Origin of the sequence: Pseudokineococcus basanitobsidens (assembly GCF_037482545.1) — a bacterium.
GTDB classification, from domain to species: Bacteria; Actinomycetota; Actinomycetes; order Actinomycetales; family Quadrisphaeraceae; genus Pseudokineococcus; species Pseudokineococcus basanitobsidens.
On record NZ_JBBIAA010000028.1, the window covers coordinates 1 to 13,217 of the forward strand.

At 77.3% G+C, this 13,217-nt stretch carries 14 protein-coding genes; 2 read left to right on the forward strand and 12 right to left on the reverse strand.

What is annotated here, in order from left to right; translation table 11 throughout:
* Positions 1–460 precede the first annotated feature (460 nt).
* Positions 461–1,576 (forward strand): hypothetical protein, encoded by a 1,116-nt coding sequence (locus WDZ17_RS15115; protein WP_339576008.1) that lies wholly within the window; start codon positions 461–463, stop codon positions 1,574–1,576.
* A 27-nt stretch (positions 1,577–1,603) separates the two neighbouring features.
* On the opposite strand, the gene WDZ17_RS15120 is transcribed toward WDZ17_RS15115, so the two are convergent.
* Positions 1,604–4,156, reverse strand: coding sequence for a putative bifunctional diguanylate cyclase/phosphodiesterase (locus WDZ17_RS15120; protein ID WP_339576009.1), 2,553 nt, complete (start codon positions 4,154–4,156; stop codon positions 1,604–1,606).
* Positions 4,157–4,338: 182 nt separating this feature from the next.
* Here WDZ17_RS15120 and WDZ17_RS15125 point away from each other — a divergent pair, with 182 nt between their 5' ends.
* Positions 4,339–4,779: an OsmC family protein gene (locus WDZ17_RS15125; RefSeq protein ID WP_339576010.1), complete on the forward strand. Its 441-nt coding sequence runs from the start codon at positions 4,339–4,341 to the stop codon at positions 4,777–4,779.
* 191 nt (positions 4,780–4,970) lie between these two features.
* Here WDZ17_RS15125 and WDZ17_RS15130 read toward each other — a convergent pair whose 3' ends face one another.
* The 11 genes from WDZ17_RS15130 to WDZ17_RS15180 all read right to left on the reverse strand — a co-directional run bounded on the left by WDZ17_RS15130 (position 4,971) and on the right by WDZ17_RS15180 (position 13,202).
* A complete protein-coding gene (locus tag WDZ17_RS15130) occupies positions 4,971–6,359 on the reverse strand; it encodes a GntP family permease (RefSeq protein ID WP_339576011.1) in 1,389 nt (462 codons plus the stop codon).
* Positions 6,360–6,529: 170 nt separating this feature from the next.
* Positions 6,530–7,114, reverse strand: a complete 585-nt coding sequence (locus WDZ17_RS15135; RefSeq protein ID WP_339576012.1) for a hypothetical protein — start codon at positions 7,112–7,114, stop codon at positions 6,530–6,532.
* A 16-nt stretch (positions 7,115–7,130) separates the two neighbouring features.
* On the reverse strand, positions 7,131–7,694 hold the full coding sequence (locus tag WDZ17_RS15140; RefSeq protein ID WP_339576013.1) for a DUF6286 domain-containing protein: 564 nt from the start codon (positions 7,692–7,694) through the stop codon (positions 7,131–7,133).
* Positions 7,691–8,107, reverse strand: coding sequence for an Asp23/Gls24 family envelope stress response protein (locus WDZ17_RS15145; protein ID WP_339576014.1), 417 nt, complete (start codon positions 8,105–8,107; stop codon positions 7,691–7,693). Before WDZ17_RS15145 ends, WDZ17_RS15140 begins: the two co-directional genes overlap by 4 nt.
* Positions 8,100–8,279 carry a DUF2273 domain-containing protein gene (locus tag WDZ17_RS15150; protein WP_339576015.1) on the reverse strand — a complete coding sequence of 60 codons (180 nt, stop codon included), beginning with the start codon at positions 8,277–8,279 and terminating at the stop codon, positions 8,100–8,102. Before WDZ17_RS15150 ends, WDZ17_RS15145 begins: the two co-directional genes overlap by 8 nt.
* Before the next feature lie 145 nt (positions 8,280–8,424).
* Positions 8,425–8,778 carry an Asp23/Gls24 family envelope stress response protein gene (locus WDZ17_RS15155; protein ID WP_339576016.1) on the reverse strand — a complete coding sequence of 118 codons (354 nt, stop codon included), beginning with the start codon at positions 8,776–8,778 and terminating at the stop codon, positions 8,425–8,427.
* Positions 8,775–9,272 carry an Asp23/Gls24 family envelope stress response protein gene (locus WDZ17_RS15160; RefSeq protein WP_339576017.1) on the reverse strand — a complete coding sequence of 166 codons (498 nt, stop codon included), beginning with the start codon at positions 9,270–9,272 and terminating at the stop codon, positions 8,775–8,777. The genes WDZ17_RS15155 and WDZ17_RS15160 overlap by 4 nt, the downstream gene beginning before the upstream one ends.
* A 114-nt stretch (positions 9,273–9,386) precedes the next feature.
* The gene (locus WDZ17_RS15165) at positions 9,387–9,815 is read right to left on the reverse strand and encodes a DUF3253 domain-containing protein (RefSeq protein WP_339576018.1); all 429 of its coding nucleotides are present in this window, start codon (positions 9,813–9,815) and stop codon (positions 9,387–9,389) included.
* Between the two features lie 75 nt (positions 9,816–9,890).
* On the reverse strand, positions 9,891–11,129 hold the full coding sequence (locus WDZ17_RS15170) for an FAD-binding domain-containing protein (RefSeq protein ID WP_339576019.1): 1,239 nt from the start codon (positions 11,127–11,129) through the stop codon (positions 9,891–9,893).
* A gap of 294 nt (positions 11,130–11,423) precedes the next feature.
* On the reverse strand, positions 11,424–12,500 hold the full coding sequence (locus WDZ17_RS15175) for an SDR family oxidoreductase (RefSeq protein ID WP_422632001.1): 1,077 nt from the start codon (positions 12,498–12,500) through the stop codon (positions 11,424–11,426).
* A 246-nt stretch (positions 12,501–12,746) separates the two neighbouring features.
* On the reverse strand, positions 12,747–13,202 hold the full coding sequence (locus tag WDZ17_RS15180; RefSeq protein ID WP_339576021.1) for a hypothetical protein: 456 nt from the start codon (positions 13,200–13,202) through the stop codon (positions 12,747–12,749).
* Positions 13,203–13,217: the final 15 nt, after the last annotated feature.

The window sequence follows — 13,217 nt, forward strand, 5'->3', positions numbered from 1 at the left end:
CCCGAGTCGTTGAGCTGCGACAGGCTCGCCGTGAGGTCGGTCGTGCCGCTGTCGGCCGCGAGGGCCGGGCCGGCGGCGAGCGGCAGCGCGCCGAGCGTGAGGGCGGCCGCGAGGCCCAGGGTCTTGGTCGTGGTGCGCATGAGATCTCCTCGGTCGGGGTCGGTCTGCGGGTGGGGTTCGCCGCCGGGACCGGGGCGGATTGCCCTGACGCCCGCGTCACCCGGACGAGCACCCCCGAGGCCCGCGGCGCCCGGCAGGGCCGCCGGACGGGCCCGGGACCCGGGCCCGGGAGCCGGGTCGAGGAGCCGGCTCGAGGAGCCGGCCCGAGGAGCCGGCCCGACGCGGGAGGGCGACCACCGGGCCCGGTCCCTAGGGTGCTCGCCGTGCTCGCCGCCCCTCCCGTCCGCGTCCTGCGCGCCGTCCGCGCCGGGCGTCGGGCCGTCGCGGGGGCGGTCGGCCGGTGACGCCGGTCCTCGTCGTGGTCGTCGCCCTGCGGCTGCTCGTCCCGCTGGGCATCCCGCGGCACCCGCTGCCGTTCCTGCTCGCCGCGCTCGTCCTCGACGCCGCCGACCAGACCGTCTTCCAGCACCTCGGCGGCCTGCCCGAGGACTACCAGCGCTACGACAAGGCGCTCGACGTCTACTACCTCACGGTCACCTACGCCGCGGTGCTCCGGAACTGGACCGACCCGACGGCCATGCGCGTGGCGCGCTTCCTCTGGTACTACCGGCTCGTCGGCACGGTGCTCTTCGAGACGACCGACGTGCGCTGGCTGCTCCTCGCCTTCCCCAACACCTTCGAGTACGTCGTGATCGCCTACGAGGTCGTCCGACTCCGGTGGGACCCGCGCCGGCTGACGCGCAGGACCCTCCTGGTGCTCGCGGCGTCGATCTGGGTCGTCGTGAAGATCCCGCAGGAGCTCTGGCTGCACGTCCTCGAGCTCGACGTCACGGACGAGGTGGCCGCCCGCCCGTGGGTGCTGCTGCCCCTCGCCGTGCTGGCCGCCGCCCTCGTCGCCGCGGCCCTGCGGCTGCGCCACCGGCTGCCGCCCGAGGACTGGCCGGCGACGACCGCCGTGGACGACCACCTCGCCACCCCGCCCATGAGCGGGCTCCCCGTCCTCGCGTGGCGCAGCCGGGCCTTCGCCGAGAGCACCGCGGAGAAGGTGGTGCTCGTCGCGCTGGTGACCGTCGTCTTCATCGCCGTGCTCGACGTCCGGGCCACGACGACGCAGGTCGTCGGCTCGGTGGTCGTCTTCGTGGTCCTCAACGCGGTGCTGAGCCAGCTCTTCGTGCGGCACGGGGCCCGGTGGATGACGACGCTCGCCCAGTTCACGGCCATGGCCGGCACCAACGCGGTCGTCGTCCTCGTGCTCACGCTGCTCCGGCCGCGCCTGGAGGCCGACGCCGACCCCGGGGACACGCTGTTCCTCGTCCTGCTCACGAGCCTCGTCGTCACCCTCTACGACCGCTACCGGACCCGCCGGGCCCTGCGCCTGCACGAGCCGGAGGCGGCGCCCACCCCGCGGGGGGCGCGCCCACGGCCCGCCCCGGCGACCGGCGACGTCTTCTCGTGACGCGCCCCGGCGGGCGGGGCCGACGCGTCAGCCCGGCGCCCGCCGCAGCGTGGCCGGTCGCTGCACCGGGACGGGCACGGGCGCCGGGCGGGCGCCGAGCCACTCCTCCAGCGCCCGCGCCGGCATCGGACGGGCCACGTGGTAGCCCTGGGCGGCGTCGACCCCCAGCTCGGCGAGCGCCACCAGGGTGGCGGCGTCCTCGACGCCCTCGGCGACGACGTGGAGGTCGAGGTCGCGCCCGAGCCTGGCCGCCGCGCGGACGATGGCGGCGCTGCCGCGGTCGGCGAGCATCGACGCCACGAACGAGCGGTCGATCTTCACCTCGCCGACGGGCAGCACCTGCAGGTAGGCGAGCGAGGAGTGCCCGGTCCCGAAGTCGTCGACGGACAGCCGGACGCCGAGGCGGCGCAGCGCCCCGAGGGACGCGGCGGTCTGCTCGTCGTCGGCGAGGGCCGCCGTCTCGGTGATCTCCAGGACGAGCGCCGACGCCGGCACCCCCGCTGCCGCCAGGGCGGTGCGGACGTCCGCGGCGCAGGCGGGGTCCTGCAGGCTCCGCGTCGAGAGGTTGACGGCGACCGTCATCGTCGGGTGCGTGCGGCGCCAGCGCGCGGCGTCGGCGAGGGCCCGTCGCAGGACGGCGGTCGTGAGCGGCTGGACGAGGCCGGAGCGCTCGGCCAGCGGCACGAACTCGTCGGGGGCCACGGGGCCGTGCTCGGCGCTGGTCCACCGCACGAGGGCCTCGACCCCGAGCACGGCGCCGCACGCCGGGCGCACGACCGGCTGGTAGTGCACGTCCAGCTCGTTGGCGAGCAGGGCGGCACGCAGGTCCACCACGAGCGCGAGGCGCCGCGCGGCGGACGCCTCGTCGCACGCGGACCACACCCGCAGGGGCACCCGCTCGTCGCGGGCGGCGGCCAGCGCCGTCTCCGCGCGCTGGAGCAGGGCAGCGCCGTCGTCCTCCGCCCCGCCGGTGGCCAGCCCTCCGGTCACGCCCAGCTCGACGGGGGCCCCGACGCCGGCGGCGGCCCCCGCCAGGGCCGCGACGATGCCCCGTGCCCGCACGAGCGACTCCCGGGCGAGCACCTCCCGCCCCGGCGCCCCCTCCGGCCGGCCCTCCCGCGTCGTCACCTCCGGCCGGAGCAGGACGCCGAACTCGTCGTCCCCGAGGCGCGCGACGACGGCCCCGGGACCGGCGGCGACGCCGAGCCGATGACCCACGGCCCGCAGGGCCCGGTCACCCACGTCGCGGCCGAGGGCCTCGTTGACGTCGGAGAACCCGTCGAGGTCGACCACGAGGACGGACACCGCCCCGCACGCCCCCAGCGCCCCGTCCAGCCGGGAGAGCAGGCCGTCGCGGTTGGCCAGCCCGGTCAGCGCGTCCGTCCGCGCGGCCCGCTCCTTCTCCTCCAGGTCGACCTGGAGCAGCTCGACGAGGTGGGCGCGCTGGAGGGCGAGCGCGGCGTGGTCGGCCGCGAGCCGCAGCTGGCGCACGTCCTCGGGCGAGAAGGCGCCGCAGGAGCGCGCCCGGTCCTCGACCACCAGGACGCCGCGCTGGCTGCGGTCGGAGCCCAGCGGCACCGCCAGCCCCGGTCCGTGCCCGCCGCCGGCCGCGCACCGGGCGTGCTCGGCGCCGCCGCGCAGGACCTCGTCCCACCAGCGACCACGGGGCGGCACGTCCTGGCGGACGACCTCGTCGCCGACGAGGGCCACCAGCCCGGACGACGTCCCGTCGGCGAGCTCCCACGCCATCGTCGCGCTGCCCGCCGACATCACCTCGCGCACCTCGCGCAGCACGACCTCGGCCAGCAGCGGCCCGTCCGCGGGCGCCGCGACCCGCGCCACGAGCCGGTGGACGTCCTCCAGGCGGCCGTGGTGGCGCTGCAGGTCCACGTGGGCGCGGTGGGCGAGGACGAGGACGGCCACGACGACGACGAGCGGCACGAGGCCCTCGGGCCGGCCGGCCAGCAGCGCGAGGACGAGCAGGGCCACGCTCGCGGTGCCGACCGCGCACACCGAGCCCGTCGAGGCGGCGCTGCGCAGCAGACCGAGGTCCAGGTCCCCGGTGACCAGCCGCAGGGCCGTCATGACGACGAGCGCGCTGACGAGCGCCAGCGCGACGACGAGCCCGAGGACGACGAGGACCACGGCGAGCGGTGACGCGCCGCGACCGACGAGGTGCACGCTCACCACCCAGCCCGCGAGGGCCGACTCCAGGGCGACGAGGGACAGGTTGAAGAAGGCCTTGCGCGGGGGCGTGCGGCGCAGGAGCGCCGTCACGGCCGTCCCGAGGACCGACGCCGCCACGAGGGCCACCGGCGGCAGGAGCAGCAGGCCGATCACGAGCGGCAGCTCGGTAAAGGTGGGGCGGACCGTCTCGCGGCGGGTGCGCACCCGGACGACGACCAGCTCGGCGACGACGAAGACCGGCACGAGGGCCCACCACGGCAGCCTCGCGCCGTCCACGAGGACGACGTCGGGCGAGGCGAGCAGGAGCACGGCGGCGAGGCCGAGGAGGGCGAGCGCCAGCAGCGCCACCGCCCGGCGCCGCCGCGCCGACGGGCGCAGCCCCCTCTGCTCCACGCCCCGTCATCGGCAGGTGGGGAGGTGACCTTGAGCGCCACCCGACCGGGTGAGGCCCCGGCCGGGCGACGTCCGCGGGCGGACGGCGGGAAGCCGCACGCCCCCCGGAGGGTTCGGACGAGGGGCCCGACCGGGCCGACGGTCGGAGCGCACCTGCCCCGACGAGAACCTCAGGAGGACCCATGCCCACGCGCACCGCTCGCACCGCCTGGAACGGCGGCCTGCAGGACGGCTCCGGCCAGGTCGAGCTGTCCAGCTCGAAGGCCGGCACGTACGACGTCTCGTTCCCGAAGCGCGCCGCCGACGAGGCCGGCGGGTCGACGAGCCCCGAGGAGCTCATCGCCGCGGCGCACTCGGCGTGCTTCGCGATGCAGCTGTCCAACGAGGTCGCCGAGGCGGGCGGCACGCCGCAGAGCCTCGAGGTCTCCGCGGACGTCTCGCTCGGGCCGGACCCGGCGGGCGGCTTCCGCCTCACCGGCATCGCGCTGCGCGTGCGCGGCGAGGTCGACGGCCTCGACGACGCCGGCTTCGAGAAGGCGGCCCAGGCCGCCAAGAGCGGGTGCCCCGTGAGCAAGGCGCTCACCGGCGTCGAGATCACGCTGGACGCCGCGCTCGAGTCCTGAGCCCCTCCGCCACGGGCGTGGGGGGGGGGGGGGGGGGGGGGGGGGGGGGGGGGGGGGGAGGGGGGGGGGGGGGGGGNTGGACGCCGCGCTCGAGTCCTGAGCCCCTCCGCCACGGGCGTCGGCCCCGTCCCCTCCTGCGAGGGGGCGGGGCCGACGTCGTCGGGCGGGCGACCCGGGCCCGGAGCAGCCCGTCAGGCGATGACGAAGACCACCGCCGCGAGGGCGAAGGCGATGGTGCCGAGCAGCGTCTCCAGCACCGTCCAGGTCTTGAGGGTCGTCTTGACGTCCATCTCCAGGAAGCGGCCGACGAGCCAGAACCCCGAGTCGTTGACGTGCGAGAGCACGACCGAGCCGCCGGCGAGGGCGATGACGATCGCGACGACCTGCACGGCGTTGAAGCCGCCGTCCACGACGACGGGCTGGATGAGCGCCGCCGCCGTCGTCAGCGCCACCGTCGCCGAGCCCTGGGCGACGCGCAGCAGGGTCGCGATGACGAAGGCCGCGACGATGACGGGCAGGCCGATGCCGTCGAGCGCGCCGGCGAGGGCGTCGCCGATGCCGCTCGCGCGCAGGACGCCGCCGAACATCCCGCCGGCGCCGGTGATGAGGATGATGGCGCAGACCGGGCCGAGCGCGCTGTTGAGCAGCCCCTCGACGACCTCGCCGCCCCGGCCGCGGCGGGTCCCGAGGACGTAGGACGCCACGAGCACCGTGATGAGCAGCGCGACGGGCGTCGCGCCGAACACGCGCAGCACCTGCACCCAGGTGGCGTCCGCGTCGACGACGCCGGCCGTGCCGAGGGTGTTGAGCCCCGTCTCGAGGAAGATCAGGACGAGCGGCAGGAGCAGCAGCGCGACGACCGTCGAGGGCGGGGGCGGGCTGGCGTCGGGCTCGCGCTCCTCACCGCCGGACAGGACGTCGGGGACGGGCAGGACGAAGCGCCGGCCGACCCACAGGCCGAACAGGTAGCTCGACAGGAACCACGTCGGGATCGCGACGACAAGCCCGATGAGCAGGACCAGACCGACGTTCGCCTCGAGCAGCCCGGACGCCGCGACGGGGCCCGGGTGCGGCGGGACGAGGACGTGCATGGCGGAGAAGGCGCCGGCCGCGGGCAGGGCGTAGCGCAGGACGCCGCCGCCGAAGCGCCTCGCCACCGAGAAGACGATGGGCAGCAGGACGACGAGCCCGGCGTCGAAGAAGATCGGGAAGCCGAAGACGAGCGAGGTGATGCCGAGCGCCAGCGGCGCCCGCTTCTCCCCGAAGCGGCCGATGAGGGAGTCCGCGAGCGCCTGGGCACCGCCGCTGACCTCGACGAGCCGGCCGAGCATCGCCCCGAGGCCCACGAGCAGGGCGACGCTCGCGAGCGTCGAGCCGAAGCCGGTCGTCAGCGTGGTGATGACGAACTGGGCCGGGATGCCGGTGGCGAAGGCCGTCAGCAGGCTCACGAGCACCAGCGCCACGAAGGCGTGCATCTTGACACGGATGATGAGCACGAGCAGCACGGCGATGGCCACCGCCGCGATGATGAGCAGCGGTCCGGCCCCCAAGGTCTGGGTCCAGTCGTCGATCGTCTCCATGCGGTGGTCCCCTCGCCGGCGCCGCAGCGCGTCGGGTCGCGGGAGGCCTCCCGCGCGCCGCACCGTAACGACATCTCGGCGGCGGCGCGCCCGCTGCGGCGCCGAGGGCACCGCGGGGCTCCCGACGGCGCGGCGGCCGGAGGTCCCCGGGCGGGGAAGGGACCGGCGGGCTACCGGACGCGCGACGCCTGACGCGTGTCCCGGGCGACGTCGAGCCGCACGCGACCGGCGACGTCGGGCCGCCCGAGGACGACGGCGAGGTCGGCGAGCGCCGCCTCGGCGACCTCGACGACGTGCTCGAGGTCGGCCGTCGGCTCGACCACGGCGGACACCTCGGCGACGAGCTCGCCGCGGTCGCGGACGAGCTTGCCGCGGGCGGCTCGGACTCCCCGGGCCCCGGACAGGACGTCCGCCGCGGTGGAGACCGCCGCCGATCCGTCGAGGAGCAGGCCGCCGGAGTCGTCCGAGCCCTCCAGCCGCACCGGGCCGGTGCTGCGGTGGGTCCGGTGGGCGAGGAGCCACCACAGGCCGAGCAGGCCCACGACCACGCCGGCGACCAGGCTGCCCCAGCCCCACCACGACGCGGCGAAGGCGTCGGTGGCCGTCCGCAGGGTCAGCGCGTCGGGAGCCTGGGGCCAGACGAGCACCAGCCACCCGCCCCACCACGCGACCATGGCCACGCCGAGCGCGACCAGCACGAGACCCACCACGAAGGTCGCCAGCCGGTCCAGACCCAGCACGCTGCGCTTGATCACCGCAGTCCTCCCCTCGTCATCGCCGGTCCCCCTCCACCCGCACCCGGACGGACGGGGTGCGCTGCAGGACGCCCAGCCGCTCGGCCACGGCCCGCTGCACCGCGTCGGGCACCGCCGGGTCCCCGGTGGTGGAGACGCGGACGACGACGGAGCGCCGGCCCGCGGACGTCCGGGCCCCCAGCACCCCGTCGACGTCGCGCGCGACCGAGGACGACAGGCGGGCGACGTCGCGGGGCTCCGTCGTCACCGCGGTCCGGGAGGCCAGGCGCACCTCGGTGCGGGTGCGCCGGCCGAGGGCGACGGACAGCAGGGAGACGCCGACGAGGGCGACGGCGACCCCGACCGGCACGAGCCAGGTGGCCGGGGCGGTCCCCGCCACGACGTCGACGAGCTGCGCCAGCCAGGCCTCGCCGCCCAGGGCGCCGAGGACGACGAGCGCGTCGCGGACGAGCACGACGCCGAGCGCGAGGGCCAGCAGGGCGAGGAGCGCGCCCACGACGGGCACGGGCCCGGACCCGGTGCGCTCGCCGGCCGCACGCAGCGGCTCCCGGTCGCCGGAGGGCTTCGCGGCCTCGCTCACCGCACCCTCGCCTCCTGCGGCGGGCGCGGGCGCACGACGTCCCGCACGGTCACCTGCACGGCGTCCACGCGGACGGCGGCGAGCTCGGAGAGGCGGCGGGCCACGGCCTCGCGGACCCCGGCCGCCACGGACGCGGCGGGGCGGGGCCACAGCGACGCCACGTCGACCAGGACCCGCACGCGCCCGCCGGCGTGCTGGACCTCCACGGAGGGGTAGCCCGAGCCGAGGAGACCCGCGAGACCACCGCTCGCCGACGGCGCCACGCCGTCGACCTCGCCGACCGCGCGACGCGCGATCCGCTCGAGCACGCGGTCCGCGACGTCGAGACCCCCGCGGTCGCCGGGGTCGTCGGCCCCGCTCGCAGGACCTGCTCCGCGGTCGGCCGCGCCCGGTGCGGTGGCGGTGTCAGCCACGACCGCGGCCGCGCGTCAGGGCGGCCAGGTCGAGCCGGCCGTCCAGCGCCGCGCCGACGACCCACCCGAGCGCGCCGAGCACGACGGCGAGGAGGAAGTAGCCGAACCCGCCGAGCGCGGCGGCGAGGGCGAGCAGCAGTCCGGCGATCAGGCCGATGGCGGAGGTGGGCATCTGGGGCTCCGGTGGTGGTGGGTGAGGGGGGCGGTCGACGCCCGGTGCTTCTCGCCCCGGCCCTGGCCGGCCGGGGCCGGGGCAGGGGCCGGGGCAGGGCCGGGGCCGGGGCATGGCGGGGACGTCGCGGCCCGGACGGGCTGCGTCAGCCCCCGGCGGGTAGGGCCGGGGGTTCGTCGGAGGCGGCCTCGGCCGGGTCGGCGACGTCCTCCACGACGACGTGGACCGGGCGACCGGCGAGGCCGGCGGACGCCGGGACCCCTGCGACGGCCGTCATCACGGCCGCCGAGGTGTGGGCCACGGGGGTGCCGAGGGCGGCGACGACGTGGACCTCCACCTGGGCGTCGGTGACCCGGACGCCCGTGACGCGGCGGCCCGGCAGGTAGGTGCCCACCTCGCCGAGCGCACCGGCGTGCAGGCGGACGACGCCGGGCGCCGCGAGCACGGCGTCCCGGACCAGCTCGGCGGGGTCGGGCGCCTCCGCGGTCGTGGACGTCACCGGACCCGCGACGGCCGCGGCTGGTCGTCGTCGCCCGAGTCGTCGTCCTCGTCGGGGAGGTGGACGTCGGTGACCTCGACGTTGACCTCGGTGACCTGCAGGCCCGTCATGCGCTCGACCGAGTCGATGACGTTGCGGCGCACGCCGGTCGCCAGGTCGGCGATGGCCGCGCCGTACTCGGCGATGAGGGAGACGTCGACGGCGGCCTCGCGCTCGCCGACCTCGACGGAGATGCCCTGGCTGTGGTTCGTGCTGCCGCCCGGGATGCGCTCGCGCAGCGAGCCGAGGGCGCGCGCCGCACCGCCGCCGACGGCGTGGACCCCGGCGACCTCCTTGGTCGCGAGGCCGGCGATCTTGGACACGACGCCGTCCGCAATGGAGGTGCGCCCCTGGTCCGTGACCAGCGCGCTGCCCGAGGAGTCCCCCGAGGAGGACGGGGAGGACGGTCCGCGGCCTGACCCGCTGCCCGGGCGCTCGGCTGACGTCTGGCTCATGTCGGCTCCTCTCCCGCGCACGGGCGCGGAGGTCGGTCGGTCACGCGGTCGGTGGCTCGACCGGCAAGGTAGGCGGGGCCCCCGACGGCCGCGACCCGAGATCACGAGCGGCCGTCAGGAGGGGCGCCGGCCCCGGTCCCCCGCACGGCGCACCCGCACCGGTCCGCGGGCCGTCGAGGGGTCGACGACGTGGCCGCGCTGGGTGATCTCGACCTCTCCGGAGGCCACCAGCCGGCGGGCCGCCGCCCTCGCCGGCTCCATCAGCGCCCGCCACGCCCCCTCGTCCGCGCCGCCGACGGCGCGGGCGGCCTCCGACGGGCAGATCGTCGCGCCCGCCGCCCGCTCGTCGAGCAGACGCAGGACGGCCGCCTCCAGCTCGGCGTCGACGGGCCGCACACCGGCGCGGCGGCAGGCCTGCGAGCAGTAGCGCACGGCGTCCCAGTCCCGCTCCCAGGCCTTGCGCCAGGTGATGGTGCGGCCGCAGACGGCGCACGGCTTCGTCGGCAGGGCGTCACGCGCCGAGCCCCGTCCGGTGCGGCTCACGAGCGGTCCCTCGTCGACCGCACCGACCGCGCTCGCACCGGCCACGACCCGCTCGCACCGGTCACGCCCCCGCTCTCACCGGTCACGCCCGGGCGCCGAGCGGACCCAGGCGGAGAACGAGCGCACCGAGCCGGAACCCGGCCGGCGCAGCCACGGCCACGGGTGCAGGGCGACGACGTCGAGGCGGTCGGCGCGCCGTCGCCAGCCCGGCGGGAAGGTCCAGGTCGTCGCGAGCCGGCGCCCGGCGAGCTCGGCGACCGGGTCGCCGAGGCGGACCTCGGCACCGAGCTCGGCGAGGGTCTCGGCGAGGAACACCAGGCGCTTGCCGGACAGGCGCAGCCGGGCGAGCAGCGGCTCGTCGAGGACGAAGACGGCCGGCACGTCGGGGTGGGCGGCGAGCGCCGGGTCGGCGTCCCCGAGGGACTCGGCGGTGAGCCACACGGCCTCGGGCTCCCCGGTCACCTCCGGGCGGCGCGGCCCGGCGTCCGTCGGTCCGCCCGCGAGGCCGGGCGGGCCCTCGCGCCGGGCGCCGGGCTGCACCTCGGGCCAGTCCTGGACGGGGCAGGCGTCGCGCAGCGCGCACGAGCGGCACAGCTGCGGCGCGCGCTTCTCCACCTGCCAGCGGGAGAAGCCGTAGACCTTGCCCGTCGCCGTCCCGGCGCTCCACTGCCAGCCGAGGCCGTTGGCGTACGGGGAGCCGTCGATCAGGTGCCGGTACATGGCGTCGCGGCCCTCGCGCCAGTCGGCCCCGGCGCGCGCCGCCCACTGCGAGGCGAGCCACATGCGCGTCTGGTTGACGAGCCAGCCCTGCTCGTGGAGCTCGCCCGTCGTCGCGGCCATGCAGGCCATCCGCCCCGGCCACGGGTCCCCGCGCAGCTCGGGCCCCACCGCCGGCGCGCCGGGCGCGGGGACGGGCGGGTCGGCGCGCAGCGGCTCGCGCAGGTCACGGCCCACCCGCGCGTAGAGGTGGCGTGCGTACTCCTGCCACTGCAGCTCGTCGCGGAACCGCTGGCGGTCCTTCGGCGGGGCGTCCCCGGCGGCGTCCCACACCTCCGGCAGCTGCAGCAGCCCGTGCCGCAGGTACGGGCTCAGCCGGCTGGCGCCGCGGGAGCGCTCCGGGGCGACGACGCTGCGGCGCCGCGCGTAGCCCGTGAGGTCCAGCGCGGCGAGCGCGGCGTCGGCCGCCGACTGCCCGCCGCGGAAGGACGACGTCCCGTACGCCGCGGGCTCGTCGCACGTGAGGTGGGACAGGTGCTCGGCGACCCAGGCGACGACGCCCTCGCGCTCGGTCGGCGGGCTGGGCAGGAGGGGCACGCCGTCGATGGTCGTCGGTGCGCCTCCGCCCCGCTCACCCGGCCCTCCCCCACCGGGCGCCCCCGACCCGACGTCGACCTCCCAGCGTCCCTCGACCGGAAGTCGTCGGCGACTTCGACCCTCGAGCACCTCCCGACCCGAAGTCGTCGCCGACTTCGACCCTCGAGCACCCCCGACCCGAAGTCGTCACACACTTCGACTTCCGAGCGCCCCCACACCCGGACTCGTCGCCGACACGGGCACGGACGTCCCGAGCCAGCCCCGCGAGCGGCGTCGGGTCGACGACGAGCGTCGTCAGGGGACGAGGCGCTCCGCGCGGTAGGCGTCGACGCGGCGCAGCAGGGCGCGCTCGGTGCTGACCCAGCCCGTGTACCCGAGGAGGCGGCTGCGGGTCATGTCCGCGGTGACCTCCATGGGGCGTCCCAGGTCGGCGTCGGTGTGCCACCAGGAGGCGACGCGCGCGAGGTCCGGCTCGACGAGGCCGTGCTCGGCGACGAGGTCGGCCCACACGCCCTCGGCGCCGGCCATCTGCTGCTCGAGCGGCTGCGGCTCCTCCTCCGGGCCCTGCGGCTCGACCCCGAGGTGGTCCGCGAGCGCCTTCCAGAGCCGACGCCAGCGGACGACGTCGCCGTCCACGACGTTGTACGCGGCGTCCGCGGCCGCGGGCGTCGTCGCGGCCCAGAGCTGGTGGTCGGCGAGCAGGTCGGCGTCGGTGAGGTCGACGACGCCGTCCCACTGCGCCCGCGACCCCGGGAAGACGAAGGTCCGGTCCAGCCGCCGCTGGATGCCGGCGTAGGCGCCGAGGGTCGCGGCCATGTTCATGGCGTTCCCGACGGCGTGGCCGACGACCGTGTGCGAGCGGTGCACGCTCCACGTGAACCCGTGGGCCGCGGCCGCGGCGAAGAGCTCGTCCTCCTGCGCGTAGTAGAAGTTGTCGACGGGCAGCCGCTCGGCGTCCTCGAGGAACGGGGTGTCGGGCATGTCGCCCTTGCCGTAGGCCTCGAAGGGCCCGAGGTAGTGCTTGAGGCCGGTGACGAGCGCGACGTGCCGCAGCGACCCCTGCGGGCCGAGGACGGCGAGCAGGTCCCGGACCATCCCGCCGTTGACGCGGATGTTCTCCGCCTCGGTCTCCTGCCGGGCCCACGCGCCGAGGAACACGTGCGTCGGGCGCACGTCGGCGAGCGCGTCGGCGAGCGAGTCCCTCGAGGTGAGGTCCGCCGCCACGTGGGCCGCGCGCTCGTCGGCCGGGCGCCGGCGCGACAGGCCGGTGGTGCGCCACCCGGCGTCGACCAGCTGCCGCACGAGCGCGGAGCCGGTGATGCCGGTGGCCCCGACGACGAGCGCGTGAGCGCCCTCCGGCGGCGTCCGCACCGGCGTCGGGGCGCGGTCGGTGCCCGGGTCGCCGGGCCAAGAGGCGCCGAGGTCGGCAGGAGGGGCGGGGGTGCTGCTGGTGGTCACGACCCACCGAGCACCGGCGTCGACCACGGTGTTCCACCCTCCGCGCCGGCTGCGCCTGACCCTCCGGCTGCGCCGGCGTCCCCCCGCTGCGCCGCGAGGGCGGCGCGGTCCACGACGGACCAGACGCGCTGCACCCGTCGACCGCCGACCGCAGGCGGCCTACGGCCCGAGGCGGTAGCCGTCCGCGACCACGGCGAGCCCTCGTCGCCTCGCTCCTACCGCGGCGACCACGAGGGCGAGGCAGGCGAGCAGTCCCGCGCCGGCGGCCGGGCCACCGACGTGGGCGACTGCACCGGCGTGGACGCAGACGGCCGCCAGGACCCCTGCCGTGAGGCACAGGGAGCCGGCGACCACCTCCACCCGTCGTCGCCCTCGGCGCGGCGACCCCGGCTCCCCGTCACGGCCGAGCAGCTGCCACGCCGCCACCAGGGCGACCTCGACCGCGGCGGTCGCCACGACGACCGCGACGACGTACGGGCGCTCGAGGCCCGCCACCTCCGGGTACCGGGCGGCGTAGCCCGCGGCCACCTGCGGGACGACGAGCTGGGCGGTCAGCGCCCCCGCGGCGCACGCCACGACCGCGACGCGGGCGAGGACGAGGTGCTCCCTGCTCACGGCGTGCTCGCCCCT